This window comes from Pseudomonas sp. MYb327 (assembly GCF_040438925.1).
Taxonomy (GTDB): domain Bacteria; phylum Pseudomonadota; class Gammaproteobacteria; order Pseudomonadales; family Pseudomonadaceae; genus Aquipseudomonas.
The window spans coordinates 5,812,384-5,828,641 of the sequence record NZ_CP159258.1 but is presented as its reverse complement, the minus strand read 5'-3'; the positions used below and the strand labels follow the sequence as shown (position 1 = coordinate 5,828,641).

Below are 16,258 nucleotides of genomic sequence, written 5' to 3'. Positions count from 1 at the left end.
AAATCAGCACATGAACCTGCCCATCCCCGCAGACAGTGCCCTGAGCGGCTTCCACCCCGCCGTCAGCGCCTGGTTCAGCGCCACCTTCGCGACGGTGACCGCCGCGCAGGCCCGGGCGTGGCCGTTGATCCGCCAGCGACGCTCGACCCTGATCGCCGCTCCCACCGGTTCCGGCAAGACCCTCACCGCGTTCCTCGCCGTGATTGACGACCTGGTTCACCGTGGCCTGGCCCATCCCGAAGATCAGCCTGACGGATTACCGGACGAAACCCTGGTGGTCTACGTTTCGCCGCTCAAGGCGCTGTCCAACGACATCCGGATCAACCTGCAAAATCCGTTGGCCGGCATTACCGGGCAACTGCACGGCATGGGCTTGCCGCCCTTGCAGATCACCACTGCCGTGCGCACCGGCGACACCCCGCAAAAAGACCGCACGGCGATGCGCAAGACGGCGCCGCATATTCTGGTCACCACCCCGGAATCGCTGTACGTGCTGCTCGGTTCGGAATCCGGTCGACAAATGCTCAAAACCACCCGAACGGTGATTGTCGATGAAATCCACGCCATCGCCGCCAGTAAACGCGGCAGTCACCTGGCCCTGAGCCTCGAACGCCTGCAAGCGCTGTGTGCCGAACCGTTGGTGCGCATTGGCCTGTCGGCCACGCAAAAACCCATCGAAGCGGTCTCACGCTTTTTGGTCGGTCGTGATCGCCCTTGCGAGATCATCGACATCGGCCACGCCCGACCACGAGACCTGGGCATCGAAGTGCCGCCCGTGCCGTTGTCGGCGGTGATGGCAAACGATGTCTGGGAACTGGTCTACGACCGCCTCGCCACCCTCGCCCGCGAACACCAGACAACGCTGATTTTCGTTAACACCCGCCGCCTCGCCGAGCGCCTGAGCCGTCACCTGAGCGAACGCCTCGGCAAAGAAGCGGTGGCCGCGCACCACGGCAGCCTGGCCAAGGAGTTTCGCCTGGACGCCGAGCAACGGCTCAAGCGCGGCGATCTGCAAGTGCTCATCGCCACGGCGTCTCTGGAACTGGGCATCGACATTGGCGACGTCGACCTGGTTTGCCAGATCGCCTCACCGCGCTCAATTGCCGGATTTCTGCAACGGGTCGGCCGCTCCGGTCACCAGGTCGGCGGCACGCCCAAGGGCCGTTTGTTCGCCACCACCCGTGACGACCTGATCGAGTGCACTGCCCTGCTCGACTGCGTGCGCCGGGGCGAACTCGACACGCTGTTGATTCCCGAAGCACCGCTGGACGTACTGGCGCAGCAAATCATCGCTGAAGTGAGTTGCCAGGAATGGCCGGAGGACGCGCTGCTCGCACTGTTCCGCCAAGCCTCGCCCTACGCCGCGCTCGACGAAAAGCACTATCAAGCGCTGCTACAAATGCTCGCCGAGGGCTACAACGGGCGCCAGGGCATCCGCAGCGCTTACCTGCACCGCGACGCCGTAAGCCGCACTCTGCGCGGTCGCCGGGGCGCGAAACTGACGGCCGTGACCAGCGGCGGGACGATTCCGGACAACGCCGACTACAGCGTGTTGCTGGAACCGCAAGCGCTGAACATCGGCAGCGTCAACGAAGATTTCGCCGTGGAAAGCATCGCTGGCGACGTGTTCCAGTTGGGCAATACCTCGTACCGGATCCTGCGGGTCGAAACCGGCAAGGTTCGAGTCGAAGATGCCCACGGTCAACCGCCGACCATTCCGTTCTGGCTCGGTGAAGCGCCGGGACGCAGTGCCGAGCTGTCGTTTGCCGTGGCCCGCTTGCAAGCGCATCTCGATAAATTGCTGGGTGCCACGCCAGGCAACTTGCAACCCAGCCTCGATTGGCTGACAGAAACCCTCGGACTGAACCTGGCCAGCGCCGAACAATTGGTCGAATACCTCGCCCGTGCGCGCCAGACCCTCGGCGCCCTGCCCTCGCAAGACACGTTGCTGATGGAACGTTTTTTCGACGAGTCCGGCGGTACGCAATTGATCATCCATAGCCCGTTCGGCAGCCGCATCAACCGCGCCTGGGGACTGGCCCTGCGCAAGCGTTTTTGCCGCACCTTCAACTTCGAATTGCAGGCCGCCGCCAGCGAAGACGCCATCGTCCTGTCGCTCTCCACCAGCCACAGCTTTGAACTGGATGACATCTGGCGTTACCTGCACAGCAACAGCGCCGAGCACACGCTGATCCAGGCTGTGCTCGACGCACCGCTGTTCGGCGTGCGCTGGCGCTGGAATGCCGGCGTGGCCCTGGCGTTGCCGCGCTACACCGGCGGGCGCAAAGTCGCGCCGCAGATCCAGCGGATGAAAAGCGAAGACTTGATCGCCAGCGTGTTTCCCGATCAGATCGCCTGCGTGGAAAACCTCGTCGGCGAACGGGAGGTTCCCGACCACCCGTTGGTGGAGCAAACCCTCGACGATTGCCTGCACGAAGCGATGGACAGCGAAGGCTGGCTGGCGTTGTTGCGGCGCATGGAGCGCGGCGAGGTCCGGCTGATCAGCCGCGACCTGCCCGCGCCTTCGCCGCTGGCGGCGGAAATCCTCAGCGCTCGGCCCTATACCTTTCTTGACGATGCGCCGCTGGAAGAGCGCCGGACGCAAGCCGTTATCAACCGGCGCTGGAGCGACCCGCAATCCACCGACGACCTCGGCGCATTGGATGCCGATGCCATCGCCGCCGTGCGCGAGGAAGCCTGGCCAGCGCCCAGCAGTGTCGATGAAATGCACGAGGCGTTGATGAGCCTGGCGTGCATCACCGAGGCCGAAGCAAGCGCCAACGTCCATTGGCTCGATTGGTTGAACACCCTGGCCGACAGCGGCCGTGCCTGCCGCATCAACCATTCACTTTGGTTGGCGCGGGAACGGCTGACTTGCCTGCGGGCGATTTATCCACAGGACGTTTTGTCGCCGCCGCTGGAGGCGTTGCCGGGATTCGATGAAGCCTGGCAAGCGGACGATGCCGTGCTCGAAGTGATTCGCGCCCGGCTCAGCGCGTTTGGTCCACTGCCACTGAAGGCGATTGCCGAACCGCTGCAATTGCCGACGACAGAGGTCACCCGGACACTGGCTCAACTTGAGCGCGAAGGCTATGTGCTACGCGGCCGTTTCACGCCGGGCAGCCAGGAAGATGAGTGGTGCGAACGCCATCTGCTAGCGCGGATTCACCGCTACACAGTCAAGCGCCTGCGCCGGGAAATCGAGCCGGTGGCGTTGCAGGATTTCATGCGTTTTCTGTTCGACTGGCAGCACCTGTCCAGCACCACGCGCGGCCAGGGCAACGCGGTGTTGCCGGCGATCATTGCGCAGTTCGAGGGCTTCCCTGCCGCCGCGTCAGCCTGGGACAGCGACATCTTGCCGGCGCGAATCAAGGATTATTCGCCGACCTGGCTGGATGAACTGTGCCGCAGCGGCAAACTGGTCTGGACCCGCCTCACCGCGCGCAACAAAAGTGCCGGCACGGCCCTGCGCAGCACGCCGATTCTGTTGCTGCCGCGCAATCAGGTCGGGCTCTGGAGCGATTTGACCGAGCAGACGCCGGTCAGCGAGTTGTCGCCAAAAACACAAAAGGTCCACGCTGCGCTTAGCCAGCACGGTGCATTGTTTTTTGACGAGTTGATTCACGAGGCGCATCTGTTGCGCGCGGAACTGGAAATCGCCTTGCAGGAACTGGTGGGTGCGGGGCTGGTCAATGCCGACAGCTTTGCCGGCCTGCGGGCGCTGATCACGCCGGCCAGCAAACGCCAGCAACGAAGCAGTCGACGTGGGCGCGGGGCGTTTGTCGGCGGCATGGACGATGCCGGGCGCTGGGCGTTGTTGCGGCGCGGTGTTGTCGCACCGGTTGTGGATGACCAACGCCCGGCGCCCACGCCCATCGACACCCTGGAACACATCGCGATGACGCTGCTGCGCCGCTACGGCGTGGTGTTCTGGCGCTTGCTGGAGCGCGAGGCGGACTGGCTACCAAGCTGGCGCGAGTTGTTGCGCACGTTCCATCGACTGGAGGCGCGAGGTGAGATTCGCGGGGGGCGGTTTGTCAGTGGTTTGGCGGGCGAGCAATTCGCGTTACCCGAGGCGATTCCACTGCTGCGCGAAGTACGCCGTCGGCCCCATGACGGGAGTTTGATCGCGGTGTGCGGGGTCGATCCGTTGAACCTTGCCGGAACCCTTTTACCCGGCGTGAAAGTGCCAGCGCTGGCGAGTAATAGGCTGATCTACCGCGATGGGTTGCCGGCGGCTGCGCAGATTGCGGGTCAGCCGCATTTTTGGCTGGAACTGGATCAGCAGGCCAGCCTGGATTTACGCAACAAGCTGATTCAACACCATCACCTGTAGGAGCTGGCTTGCCAGCGATGGCGTCGGCACATTCGACATTTATGTCGCTGACGTACCGCTATCGCTGGCAAGCCAGCGCCTACAAAGGAATCGGGTTGTTATTGGGGACGTGGCCGCTCCGGCATCAACACCGCCCCATGCTCCGGCTCAGCCGCCCCATCCTGCAACGGCTCATGCTGCCTCGGCATCAAAACCTGCTGTGGATAAGTCTGCGCGAAATGCACCCACGGGCTGTTATCCACAAGCTTTTTCAAACGCTGGTTGAACGCCCGACTCACCGCATATTGCCCGCCCGACACCGTTCGGAACTGCGCCGTCAGCACCACGCCGTTAAGGTCCATTTTGTCGACGCCGAACACATCCAGCGGCCCTTGCAGGTTGTACTTGAGAAACGGGTCGTCGCTGATGGAGTGCCCGGCCTCGCGAATCAGTTCGATGGCCTTGTCGACATCGGTGTCGTAGGTGAACTGCACCGAAAAGAACGCGTAGGCAAACTGCCGCGATTGGTTGGTGACAGCCTTGATCTGACCGAACGGCACCGAGTGCACGAAACCCTTGCCGTCGCGCAGGCGCAAGGTGCGGATGGTCAGGCCTTCGACCGTACCGGCATGCCCGGAATCGAGCACCACCCAGTCGCCGATGGACAGGGTGTCTTCGATGATGATGAACAACCCGGTAATCACGTCCTGCACCAGTTGCTGGGAACCGAAACCGATCGCCAGACCGATGACCCCGGCACCGGCCAGGAACGGCGCAACGTTGATCCCAAGATTGGCCATGGTGGTGATCGCACAGATCACCACCAGGATGATTTTGATTGCGTTGCGCAGCAGCGGCAGGATGGTTTTTATCCGCGTACTCGGCTGGCGCGCCGAGCGTTTGTTGGCCGGCGGTTTCAGGGCTTCCTGAATCGCCGTGTCGAGCACGACCCAAACCATCCAGGTCACCAGAAAGATCAGTCCGATATGACTCAGGGAATCACTGATCGCCCGGCCCACCGCATTGCTTACCGCGAATTCAAACAACGACACGCCCCAGATTCGCCCGAGAATATCGATGAATACGACGGCCATGGCGATGCGCAGCAACGCGTGGGACAGGCTCAGAAAGCGTTCTTTGTAGGCACCATTGCGGCGCACGTCGGACTCGTTGCGGGTTCTGAACAAGTGGTGCAGCGTGGTACTGAGGAACACCGTCGCAATCAGCAACACCGTGGTAAACAACGCGCTGCGCAGCACTTGCTGGTTGTCGTCGCCAATGCCGATCAGGTTGATGATCGAGACCAGCACCATCAACAGAATCGGCCAATACCAGAGCCCGGAAAAAATCCGCAGGGTTTCGCGCAGCGCTGGCTGCGATCGACGTTGGGCCAGCGGCAGAATCCGGATGACATGGGCGACCGGACGGCGCATGCGGATCACCAGCAAACCAAAGGAAATCGAGGCGGCCAACCCGGTGAACACGGCGATGCTGCTGGTGAGGTTGTTGCCCAACTGATGGGCGATCTGCGGGCTGGTCAGCGCATCGCTCAGGGCCACGAGGAAGCCGATTGCGAACAGCGGCCGTGGGCTGTCCTGGCGAATGATCTGCACCGCCCGGCGCTTGTGCCCGACGTTGAACAGCACCATCAGTGACATCACCAACGACGCGGCGAACACGCCACTGCTGGTGGCATAAGCCAAACACAACGCCAGCGCGCGACCGGCCGAAACAGGCAAAAACTGACTGGCATAAATCGTCAGCGGCAGGCTGATTACCGCAGGAAGGCTGTAAGGCAAGACGTAACCCAGCAGCGCCTGCCCACGCTCTCGACTGAGCAGCAGGCGATGGCGACACAGGCGTTCGGCCAACCATCTCCCGATCATCCAAAGCAGGCCGAAGACACCCACCCACACCGCTGTCAGCAGCAGGAAATCCCCGGCGACGCTCCAGCTCGAACGGGTCGATGGACGATTGACCAGTTGATCCACCTCATCGGCCGCACGGTCAGCGCGCAAACGCCAGGCGTCGAGCAGGTCCTTGTTGAGATTGAATTTGTTCTGGATGCCATCGATGCTCGAACTGATGGCGCCCAGCAACCCGCCTTGTACAAGCGGTTCAGGATGAGCCGGCGGTGTCGCGGCGGTGGTGGCTGCCGGCACTCCCGGTATCGCCGCCGCTTCCAGTTCCTCGCTGCCGAAAAACAGCAGCGCTCCCAATAGCATTGCGGTCTTGAGCTTGATCAACGTACCCGCTCCTTTGGACAAGACTGTAAGGAACTGATCGGGAAATGCCGGGCAAGTTCGCTGATAGCCCACCGATGATCGGATGGCATGGCCTTTTGTGGCGAGGGCGCTTGCTCCCGCTCGACTGCGAAGCAGTCGCAAAACAATTGCATGCAGTGTGTCTGAGTAGACTCATTTGGGGGCGCTTCGCACCCCAGCGGGAGCAAGTTCGATCGCCACAGCACTCCCAGCGTCCCTGCAATATTTGATCTAAACGCAAATATCAAATGCTCATCCCGGTATTTTTCCGCACAACCCAAACCTCGACACTGCGCTCCATCGAATCAACCCACCGGAGTTGCAGCCATGCCCATTGCCTTGCTCGCGCTGACCCTCAGCGCTTTTGCCATCGGGACGACCGAGTTCGTCATCGTTGGCCTGTTACCGACCATAGGCGCCGACCTCGGTGTCAGCCTGCCGTCCGCCGGCCTTTTGGTCAGCCTGTATGCCCTGGGCGTCGCCGTTGGCGCCCCGGTGCTGACCGCGCTGACCGGCAAGGTCCCGCGCAAATTGCTGTTGTTGTCGCTGATGGTGCTGTTCACCCTCGGCAACCTGTTGGCCTGGAAAGCGCCAGGTTACGAATCGCTGATCTTCGCGCGAATTGTCACTGGCCTGGCCCACGGGGTGTTTTTCTCGATCGGCTCGACAATCGCCACCAGTCTAGTGTCCAAGGAAAAAGCCGCCAGTGCCATCGCCATCATGTTCACCGGCCTGACCGTGGCACTGGTCACCGGCGTGCCGTTGGGCACTTTTATCGGCCAGCATTTCGGCTGGCGTGAAACCTTCCTCGCCGTGTCGGCGCTGGGTGTAATCGCCTTTATCGGCAGCCTGCTCTACGTGCCGAAAAACATCGCCCACAGCAAACCCGCTTCGTTGTTGCAGCAATTGCAAGTACTCAAACAACCCCGCCTGTTGCTGGTGTACGCCATGACGGCGGTCGGTTACGGCGGTTCGTTCATCGCGTTTACGTTTCTGGCGCCGATCCTTCAGGACATCTCGGGTTTCAGCGCCGGCACCGTCAGCCTGGTGCTGTTGGTCTACGGCGTTTCTGTGGCTGTCGGCAACATCTGGGGCGGCAAAATGGCAGACAAACGCGGCCCGATCAGCGCCCTGAAAATCATCTTCGCCCTGCTCGCCGCCGTGCTGTTTGTCCTGACCTTCACCGCCGCCAACCCATGGCTGGCACTGGCCACCGTGCTGGTTTGGGGCGCCGTGGCATTCGGCAACGTGCCGGGGCTGCAAGTGTATGTGGTGCGCCAGGCGGAACATCACACGCCGCAGGCTGTGGACGTGGCTTCCGGCCTGAATATCGCCGCGTTCAACCTCGGCATTGCTGGCGGAGCGTGGGGTGGCGGCTTGATCGTCGCGCACATGGGGTTGATTCATACCGCCTGGATCGGCGGACTGGTGGTGTTGGTGGCGTTGGCATTGACCGCGTGGAGCGGTCGGCTGGATCGCCTCGGCCCGGTCTATTCCCAAGGCTCAACCCGCATCGTCACCGGCCACTGATCCCCTGTAGGAGCCGGCTTGCCGGCGATGGCGGCAGCACATTCGACATTGATGCTACGGATAGGCCGCTATCGCCAGCAAGCCGGCTCCTACAAGGTTTGCGGTGATATTTGAAACACGTACCGTCCGTAGCCTCGCCGAAACTTTCGCCCCCGCCCCACAGTCATCAAAAGATCACAGGGCGGTCAGACGGGAGGGGACATGGCGGCGATTCACATCGGTATTTCAGGTTGGCGCTACACGCCTTGGCGGGGGGATTTCTACCCGAAGGGCCTGGCCCAGAAGCGCGAATTGCAATTCGCCTCGCGGGCGGTCAACAGCATTGAGATCAACGGATCGTTTTACGCCCTGCAACGGCCAGAACGCTACGCCCAGTGGTACGCCGAAACCCCGGCGCACTTTGTGTTCAGCGTCAAAGCCCCGCGCTTTATCACCCACATCAAGCGTCTGCGTGACATCCACAAACCCCTGGCTAATTTCTTTGCCTCGGGCGTGCTGGAACTCAAGGAAAAACTCGGTCCGATCCTCTGGCAGTTTCCGCCCAACTTCAAATTCGATGCCGAGCTGTTCGAAACCTTCCTCGAACAATTGCCCCACGATACTGCACAAGCCGCCGCCCTCGCCCGCCAGCACGATTCACACGTAAACGGCCACGCCAGCCTGAAGGCGGGCAAGAAAACGCCACTGCGCCACGCCGTGGAGATCCGCCACGAAAGCTTCATCGACCCGGCCTTTGTGCGTCTGCTCAAACGCTACAACACAGCGCTGGTGATCGCTGACACTGCCGGTAAATGGCCGTATCGCGAAGACATCACCAGCGACTTCGTCTATCTGCGTCTGCACGGCGCCGAGGAGCTCTACGCCAGCGGCTACACCCCTCAGGCCCTGAAGCGCTGGGCCGAGCGGATTGAAGCCTGGCACCACGGGCGCCAACCGGGTGACCCGCATCTGATAGCACCTCGACTGAAACCCCGGGTGCGCAAATCGCGAGAAGTGTTCTGCTATTTCGATAACGACATCAAGGTCCGCGCGCCCTTTGATGCGCGGAGTCTCCTGGAGCGTTTCGACCTCGACAAAGACCTGCTCACCGCACCCGGCAAGCCGGTTGCCGAAGGAGTGCTGCCATGAGCATTTCCGAGCCGGTTGGCACCACCGACGAGCAAGCGTCCATCGAGACCACGGTGCACCGTTTTACGGTCCTGACCGTCAACACCCACAAGGGCTTCACGGCACTCAACCGGCGTTTCATCCTGCCGGAACTGCGCGAAGCGGTCCGCAGCGTGTCCGCCGACGTGGTGTTTTTGCAGGAAGTCCACGGCACCCACGAACAGCACCCAAAGCGCTACGACAATTGGCCGGCGATGCCGCAGTACGAATTCCTCGCCGACACGCTGTGGCCGCAGTTCGCCTATGGGCGCAACTCGGTGTATCCGGCGGGCGATCATGGCAATGCATTGCTGTCGAAATTCCAGATCGTGCGCCACGACAACCTCGATGTGTCCATCAGCGGCCACGAGAATCGCGGCATCCTGCATTGCGTGTTGCGCCTGCCGGGCGATGGTCCGGAGGTGCATGCCATTTGCGTCCATCTGGGATTGCGCGAAACGCACCGTTCCGAACAACTCAAGCTGCTGGCCCGTCGCCTGGAAGAACTGCCGAGCGATGCCCCCGTGGTGATCGCCGGTGATTTCAACGACTGGCGCCAGCGCGCCGACGCCCTGCTCAAGCCCTGCGGTTTGCGCGAAGTGTTCGCCGAACACCATGGCAAACCGGCGCGCAGTTTCCCCGCACGATTGCCGGCACTGCGTCTGGACCGTATCTACGTGCGCAACCTCAAGGCCAGCCGTCCGCAAGTGCTGACGACCCGACCCTGGTCCCACCTTTCGGATCACGCACCGTTGTCGGTGGAGATCGAACTATGAGTATCCCGTCGATGGAAAAAACCACGGTGGAAACGATTGCCGCGCCGCCCATCAGCGAGCCGGCGCCGGTTGACGTCGAGTACGGCTGGCAAGGCAACAATCGGGTCGAACTGCTGGAAAACGGCGAAGCCTATTTTCCCCGGGTGTTCGAGGCCATGCGCCAGGCCAAGACCGAAATCCTCCTGGAAACCTTCATTGTGTTCGAGGACAAGGTCGGTGATGAATTGAAGCAAGTGCTCATCGAAGCGGCGCAACGGGGCGTACGGGTCACCGCCAGCTTCGACGGATTTGGTTGCGGAGAATTGACCACCGCTTATCTCAATGACCTGAGCGGTGCCGGCGTGCATCTACAGATGTTCGACCCGGCACCGAAACGTCTGGGCATTCGTACCAACTGGTTCCGCCGCCTGCACCGCAAAATCGTGGTCGTAGACGGAACGATTGCGTTCATCGGCGGGATCAACTTTTCCGCCGACCATTTGGCCGATTTCGGCCCCGAGGCCAAGCAGGATTATTCGGTTGAAGTAGAAGGTCCGGCGGTGGCCGACATTCATCACTTTGCCCTGCTGCAATGCGGTCGCCCGGCGCGCGCCAAATACTGGTGGCAACGGCGTCGGCAACGGCGCTCGGAACTGGCCGTGACGGATCACGATGGCCAGGTGCGGCTGGTGTACCGCGACAACGCCGAGCACTCGACCGACATCGAAGAGGTTTATCGCCTGGCGTTGCGCACGGCGCAGCGGCGCGTGGTCATCGCCAACGCCTACTTTTTCCCCGGCTATCGCTTGCTGCGGGAAATCCGCAACGCGTCGCGCCGCGGAGTGGATGTCCGCCTGATTCTGCAGGGTCAGCCGGACATGCTGGTGGCCAAACTGGCGGCGCGCATGACTTACGATTACCTGCTCAAGTCCGGGGTGAAAATCTTCGAATATTGCGAGCGGCCGCTGCACGGCAAAGTCGCGCTGGTGGACGAAGACTGGAGCACCGTCGGCTCCAGTAACCTCGACCCGTTGAGCCTGTCGATGAACCTTGAGGCCAACGTGTTGATCCGCGACCGTGGGTTCAACCGGGTACTGTTCGATCGCCTCGAAGACCTCAGTGACAACCACTGCAAATCCATGTCGGTGGACAAGGCTCCGCGCGGGCGAATCTGGCACATGACCGTGGGTTTTCTGGTGTTTCACTTCCTGCGGCATTTTCCGGCCTGGGCCGGTTGGTTGCCCGCGCACAAACCACGTCTGAAAGCGTTCACCCCACCGACCCGGAGCAAACAACATGAGCCGCACTGAAGCCCACGCGGCGCCCCACGCCGAGCACCCGGCCAAGTCGCGCTGGAGCCGCTGGAAACGACCGCTGACAATGCTGTTTTTCCTGGCGCTGATCGTGCTGCTGACGATGTTCGCCCAGCGCATCGAATGGAACGAAGTGTTCGACACCTTGGCCGATTTCAAGGTGCGCACCTTGATCATCGCGTCCGGGCTGACCCTGGTGAGTTTTCTGGTCTATGCCTGTTTCGACCTGATTGGCCGCACCTACATCCGCCAGGACCTGACGTGGAAACAGATCTTGCCGGTGGGCATCATCAGCTACGCCTTCAACCTCAACCTGAGCGCCTGGGTCGGCGGCATTGCCATGCGTTATCGGCTGTATTCTCGGTTAGGAGTGAGCAAAGCCAACATTGCGAAGATCCTCGGCCTCAGCCTGGCGACCAACTGGTTTGGCTACATGATGATTGCCGGCGCGGTTTTCAGCAGCGGGTTGGTGCGCATGCCGCCGGGCTGGAAACTGAGCAGCGGTGCGTTGCAGGCGGTGGGCGTGTTACTGCTGTTGCTGAGTGCGGGGTATCTGGCGGCGTGCCAGTTTTCCAAGCGTCGGGAATGGGCGATTCGCGGGGTTGAAATCAACCTTCCGTCGCTGCGCATGGCGATCCTGCAACTGGCCCTCGGGGCGCTGAACTGGTCGTTGATGGCGGCGGTGATTTTCACTTTGCTGCCGAGCAAACTCGACTATCCACTGGTGCTGGGCGTGTTGCTGATCAGTGCGATTGCCGGGGTCATTACCCACATTCCGGCCGGGCTCGGTGTACTGGAGGCGGTGTTCGTGGCGCTGCTGCAACACGAAGCATCAAGAGGCAGCCTGGTGGCGGGGTTGTTGGCGTATCGGGCGATCTATTTTCTGCTGCCGCTGTTGATCACGCTGGTGATGTACCTGCTGGTGGAGGCCAAGGCCAAGTCGTTGCGGATTTCGAAGAAACCCAAGTGATGAGCAGTGCCTGATCTGACGCCTTCGCGAGCAAGCTCGCTCCCAATACTGGGCCAGTAGTGAACTCAAGATCTACACACTCCGCCGAGCCCTTGTGGGATCGAGCCTGCTCGCGAAGGTGTCCAAAAGAACACCACAAAATCACTTGGACTGAATGATGCTCAACCGCTCGCCCACCACCATTTCCGTGATCCAGTCCACCAGGATCGAGGTGTAGGCCTGCTGTGACACGGGTTCACTCAATGCATGGTCAGCCCCATCAATGATGCGGTGCGTCAGCGAGTGCGTCTGCTGACACGCCGCGCGGTAACTCATGATGGTCGCATGGGGGACGTAGACATCGGTTTCCGACTCCACCAACAACACATCCCCGGTAAATTGCGAACAGGCATGCAGCGCCCGATTGCTATCGGCGCGCACCAGCGTGCTGCGGTAATCGCGCAGATCGAGCTTGTCCAGATCACGCTTGGGCGTGTGCCATTGATCGTCGCGATACAACGCCGGCACGCGCAGCGCCAGCCAGCGCACCGGGCGCAGTGATGTGAGGATCGAAGCCAGATAACCGCCGTAACTGGTGCCGACTACAGCAATGGCCGAGGTATCCAGCGCGGGGTGCGCAAGCAAGCGGTCGTAGGCCGCCAGCAGGTCGCGCAGGTTGTCTTCGCGGGTCACGCGGGTCAGCGGAATACCCGTACCGCCGGTGTGCCCGCGCAGGTCGAAGGTCAAACACACGCAACCCAACCCGGCGATGCCTTTGGCCCGCTCCAGATCACGCTCCTGGCTGCCGCCCCAACCGTGCACGAACAGCACGCCGGGGACTTTTGATTTTGGACTGAGAAACGTCCCGCTCATTTGTTCATCGTCGATGTCGATTTGAATGCTTTCGCTTCTAGCCGTCATAGGATTTGACCGTTACGTACTTGAGGAGGAATTCACTGTTTTCTGCCGGCCCGCGGTATACCTCGATGGCGTCTGCCGGCAGCGGCTGATCGACGTAGGTTTCCACCGAAGACACGCGAATCGCGCGCATCCGCGGATCGTTGACGAAACTCTGCAAGGCCGCCACTTCAGCGCTGCTCGCACCGCCCATGCGCCAGGATTGTTCGAGCACGCCGCTGCGTTGCTGGCCGTCGCTGGCGACACCCTGGGCGATGTCGTAATTGCGCCGTGAGGCATAGAAACCGGGATAGGCTTCATCGGCGGCGCCGTCAAACACCTGGGCCTGTTGAATCGCCAGGCGTACATCGTCAGGCAGGTCCAGCGTCAGCAGATCATCGTAGCCACCCTGCACCACCAGCAGGTTGGAACCACCATAGACCTCTTCGTCGTGAGCGTCTTTGGTCAAGTATTGATCACCGCAGTAACTCAGCACCTTATCGCCGATGAAACTCTGCCCGACGCTGTGGGTAATTACCTGGTCCAAGTCCTGCTCCAACACTACGCCTTCGTTGAACAGCGTTTGCGCTTCGGGGCGGGCGAGAATTTCATCGAACTCGTCGAGGCTGTTGATGACTTCCTGACCGCGCCCTGCGCAGGCATGGATCGGCTTCATTCGGATCGGACCGCTGTAGAGCAGATGTTCCGCTGCTGGCCGCGCATCCTCGTAGGAAAAAACACTGAGACCGTCGAGCACCACCAAGCGCACCCGCTCGGAAAATAAAGGCGCCCAGCCTTGCGGTGCGTGGGCATGCCTGTTCAATAAACCGTGGGTGATGGCTTTGGTGCAGATGAAGTCATGTTCGACATAACCGCCCCATAAATCCCCAGGCCCTTTGACGCCCAACTCGCGGGCAGCAACGGCGCCTACCAGTGTCTGGGTTGGCAACAGATAGATGTCGTGTCCGCCATGCAGCTGCGGATCGTAACTGCCGCCGAATTTGAGCCCGAGGATTTGCGCCAGCCAGCGGGCCAGCGCGCGATTGGTTTCGACTTCGTGTTGCGGTGCACCGGGGCGCACCGAATGGGCGACAACCAGTTTCTTGCGGCTTGTTGGGGTCATGCGTCCCCCTTCAATGATCGCTGAATGAATGTAGCTGATGGGGTGCAGGGTTCAGGCCAACCGCCTATCGAAGAAAACGGACGGCGAATCAGTCAGTTGCGGAAAAGGTAGTGGCACCGCGCCTGTTTTATTCTGCACGACCCCCTTGGACGTTCTGGCATTTTGCACGATTCAAAGCTATTTCATTTGTGTGGCAGCGAGCCTGCTCGCGATGAGGTCAACACATTAGCAATGTACGTTGCCTGACACGCCGCCATCGCGAGCAGACTCGCTCCCACAGGGGATTTGTGGTGATGGCTCTATCGGGGCAATGCACTCGGCATCACCCCAAACCGCGCCCGATAATCACTCGGCGCCAGCCCGGTGATTTTCTTGAACGTCGAGCGAAACGCCCCCGGGTCCTGATAGCCCACGGTCCACGCGATGTGGTCGATAGTGCCGTTGGTGAATTCGAGCATTTCCCGAGCCTTGCCGACCCGCAGATGCTGACAGTACTCGGTGGGCTTGAGGCCGGTCGCCGCGCGGAAGCGTCGCAAAAACGTACGCTCCTCCAACCCTGCCCGCTCGGCCATGGCCGGCAGCGAAACGTCAGTGGCCCCGGTGCCTTGCAGCCAGTGTTGAACCTTGAGAATCGAGGCGTCGCCATGGCTGAGAATCGGCGCGAAGTTGCTGCCGCATTCGCTGGCGCTGTCGCTGTGCTCCACCACCAGGAACCGCGCAGTGCCGGTGGCGATGCTCGGCCCCAGTAGACGATCCACCAAACGTAATCCCAACTCGGACCACGCCATCAATCCAGCAGTGGTGATCAAGTCGCCGTCGTCGACGATGGGCGTATCGGCCTTGAGCTTGATCGCCGGGTAACGCTCGGCAAAGGTCTTCGCGGACGTCCAGTGAGTGGTGGCGCTGCGACCGTCAAGCAGACCGCTTTCGGCCAACAACAGCGAGCCCACGCAGACACCACCAAGTGTTGCCCCGCTGGCGTGTTGTTGGCGAAGCCAGCCCAGCAGGGGTTGTGGTGCCTGACCTTCGGAGAACCCGGCAATCGACGGCGGAATCAGCACCGCCACCAATGCGCCGTCCTTATCAGGATGGCTGTCGTAGACCCGCCTCGGAGTCTGCTCGCCATCGACCTGCCAATGGCTGACCCGCAACAACGGCAAGCGCGCCGCCTGATGCTCGGCGGCGATTCGGTTGGCCACCCCGAACAGGTCCGTCAACCCATGCACCGCCGCCATCTGCGCGCCGGGATAGATCAACACGCCCAGCTCGGCGACTGCCCTCTGTGCGTCCATTGTCAGTTTTCCCCCTTCTATTGTCGGTGCGGCCAATCCACGGATGGTTTGCCAGGGCCAATACTTCATTCCACACCAACCCGCACTTCGAGGAAACAGTCATGGCCAAGCAAGCACTCATCGTAGTCGATATCCAAAAAGACTACTTCCCTCAAGGCAAGTGGCCGCTGGTCGGCGCCGATGCCGCCGCAGACAACGCCGTTCGTCTGCTCAAAGCCTTTCGTGACGCAGGTGATTCGGTGGTGCACATCCGCCACGAATTCACCTCCGAAGACGCACCTTTTTTCACTCCGGGCTCCGACGGCGCCAAGCTGCACCCCAAAGTGCTCAATCAAGGCAACGAGCCGGTGGTGCTCAAGCACTTCGTCAACTCTTTCCGCGAAACCGAACTAAAGTCCATTCTCGACGAGCAAGGCATCGAGGAACTGGTGGTCGTCGGCAGCATGAGCCACATGTGCGTCGATGGCATCACCCGCGCCGGCAACGACTTCGGCTACAGCGTCACGGTGATACACGATGCCTGTGCCTCCCGTGACCTGGAATTCAACGGCGTGACCGTTCCGGCGGCGCATGTTCATGCGGCCTTCATGTCGGCCTTGGGCTTTGCCTACGCCAACGTGGTGTCCACCGACGAATTCCTTGCCCGTTAAAAAGCCTCATTCACGCTACTTCAT

Annotated in this window: 11 protein-coding genes; 7 read left to right on the top strand and 4 right to left on the bottom strand. The window is 61.3% G+C overall.

Annotated elements, in window-relative coordinates:
- The first annotated feature begins 10 nt into the window (after nucleotides 1–10).
- Nucleotides 11–4,336, top strand: a complete 4,326-nt coding sequence (locus ABVN21_RS26360; protein ID WP_339555487.1) for a DEAD/DEAH box helicase — start codon at nucleotides 11–13, stop codon at nucleotides 4,334–4,336.
- Nucleotides 4,337–4,434: 98 nt separating this feature from the next.
- Here ABVN21_RS26360 and ABVN21_RS26355 read toward each other — a convergent pair whose 3' ends face one another.
- Nucleotides 4,435–6,561 carry a mechanosensitive ion channel family protein gene (locus tag ABVN21_RS26355; RefSeq protein ID WP_339555488.1) on the bottom strand — a complete coding sequence of 709 codons (2,127 nt, stop codon included), beginning with the start codon at nucleotides 6,559–6,561 and terminating at the stop codon, nucleotides 4,435–4,437.
- A gap of 345 nt (nucleotides 6,562–6,906) precedes the next feature.
- On the opposite strand from ABVN21_RS26355, the gene ABVN21_RS26350 reads away from it, so the two are divergent.
- The 5 genes from ABVN21_RS26350 (at nucleotide 6,907) to ABVN21_RS26330 (ending at nucleotide 12,293) form a co-directional block, all read left to right on the top strand.
- A complete protein-coding gene (locus ABVN21_RS26350) occupies nucleotides 6,907–8,109 on the top strand; it encodes an MFS transporter (RefSeq protein WP_339555489.1) in 1,203 nt (400 codons plus the stop codon).
- A 201-nt stretch (nucleotides 8,110–8,310) separates the two neighbouring features.
- The gene (locus ABVN21_RS26345; protein ID WP_339555490.1) at nucleotides 8,311–9,237 is read left to right on the top strand and encodes a DUF72 domain-containing protein; all 927 of its coding nucleotides are present in this window, start codon (nucleotides 8,311–8,313) and stop codon (nucleotides 9,235–9,237) included.
- Nucleotides 9,234–10,031 (top strand): endonuclease/exonuclease/phosphatase family protein, encoded by a 798-nt coding sequence (locus ABVN21_RS26340; protein ID WP_339555491.1) that lies wholly within the window; start codon nucleotides 9,234–9,236, stop codon nucleotides 10,029–10,031. Before ABVN21_RS26345 ends, ABVN21_RS26340 begins: the two co-directional genes overlap by 4 nt.
- Nucleotides 10,028–11,320 (top strand): cardiolipin synthase ClsB, encoded by a 1,293-nt coding sequence (clsB, locus tag ABVN21_RS26335; RefSeq protein WP_339555492.1) that lies wholly within the window; start codon nucleotides 10,028–10,030, stop codon nucleotides 11,318–11,320. Before ABVN21_RS26340 ends, clsB begins: the two co-directional genes overlap by 4 nt.
- Nucleotides 11,307–12,293, top strand: coding sequence for a lysylphosphatidylglycerol synthase domain-containing protein (locus ABVN21_RS26330; protein ID WP_339555493.1), 987 nt, complete (start codon nucleotides 11,307–11,309; stop codon nucleotides 12,291–12,293). Before clsB ends, ABVN21_RS26330 begins: the two co-directional genes overlap by 14 nt.
- A 141-nt stretch (nucleotides 12,294–12,434) precedes the next feature.
- Here the strand turns inward: ABVN21_RS26330 and ABVN21_RS26325 are convergent, their stop codons facing one another.
- From ABVN21_RS26325 to ABVN21_RS26315, 3 genes are all read right to left on the bottom strand, one after another.
- On the bottom strand, nucleotides 12,435–13,193 hold the full coding sequence (locus tag ABVN21_RS26325) for an alpha/beta fold hydrolase (protein WP_339555494.1): 759 nt from the start codon (nucleotides 13,191–13,193) through the stop codon (nucleotides 12,435–12,437).
- Entirely contained in the window at nucleotides 13,183–14,292 is a 1,110-nt protein-coding gene (locus ABVN21_RS26320; protein ID WP_339555495.1) for a DUF3182 family protein, read from the bottom strand. The genes ABVN21_RS26325 and ABVN21_RS26320 overlap by 11 nt, the downstream gene beginning before the upstream one ends.
- A 299-nt stretch (nucleotides 14,293–14,591) precedes the next feature.
- Complete coding sequence (locus tag ABVN21_RS26315; protein WP_339555496.1) at nucleotides 14,592–15,584, bottom strand: GlxA family transcriptional regulator; 993 nt, start codon at nucleotides 15,582–15,584, stop codon at nucleotides 14,592–14,594.
- 101 nt (nucleotides 15,585–15,685) lie between these two features.
- Here ABVN21_RS26315 and ABVN21_RS26310 point away from each other — a divergent pair, with 101 nt between their 5' ends.
- Nucleotides 15,686–16,234 carry a cysteine hydrolase family protein gene (locus ABVN21_RS26310; protein ID WP_339555497.1) on the top strand — a complete coding sequence of 183 codons (549 nt, stop codon included), beginning with the start codon at nucleotides 15,686–15,688 and terminating at the stop codon, nucleotides 16,232–16,234.
- Nucleotides 16,235–16,258: the final 24 nt, after the last annotated feature.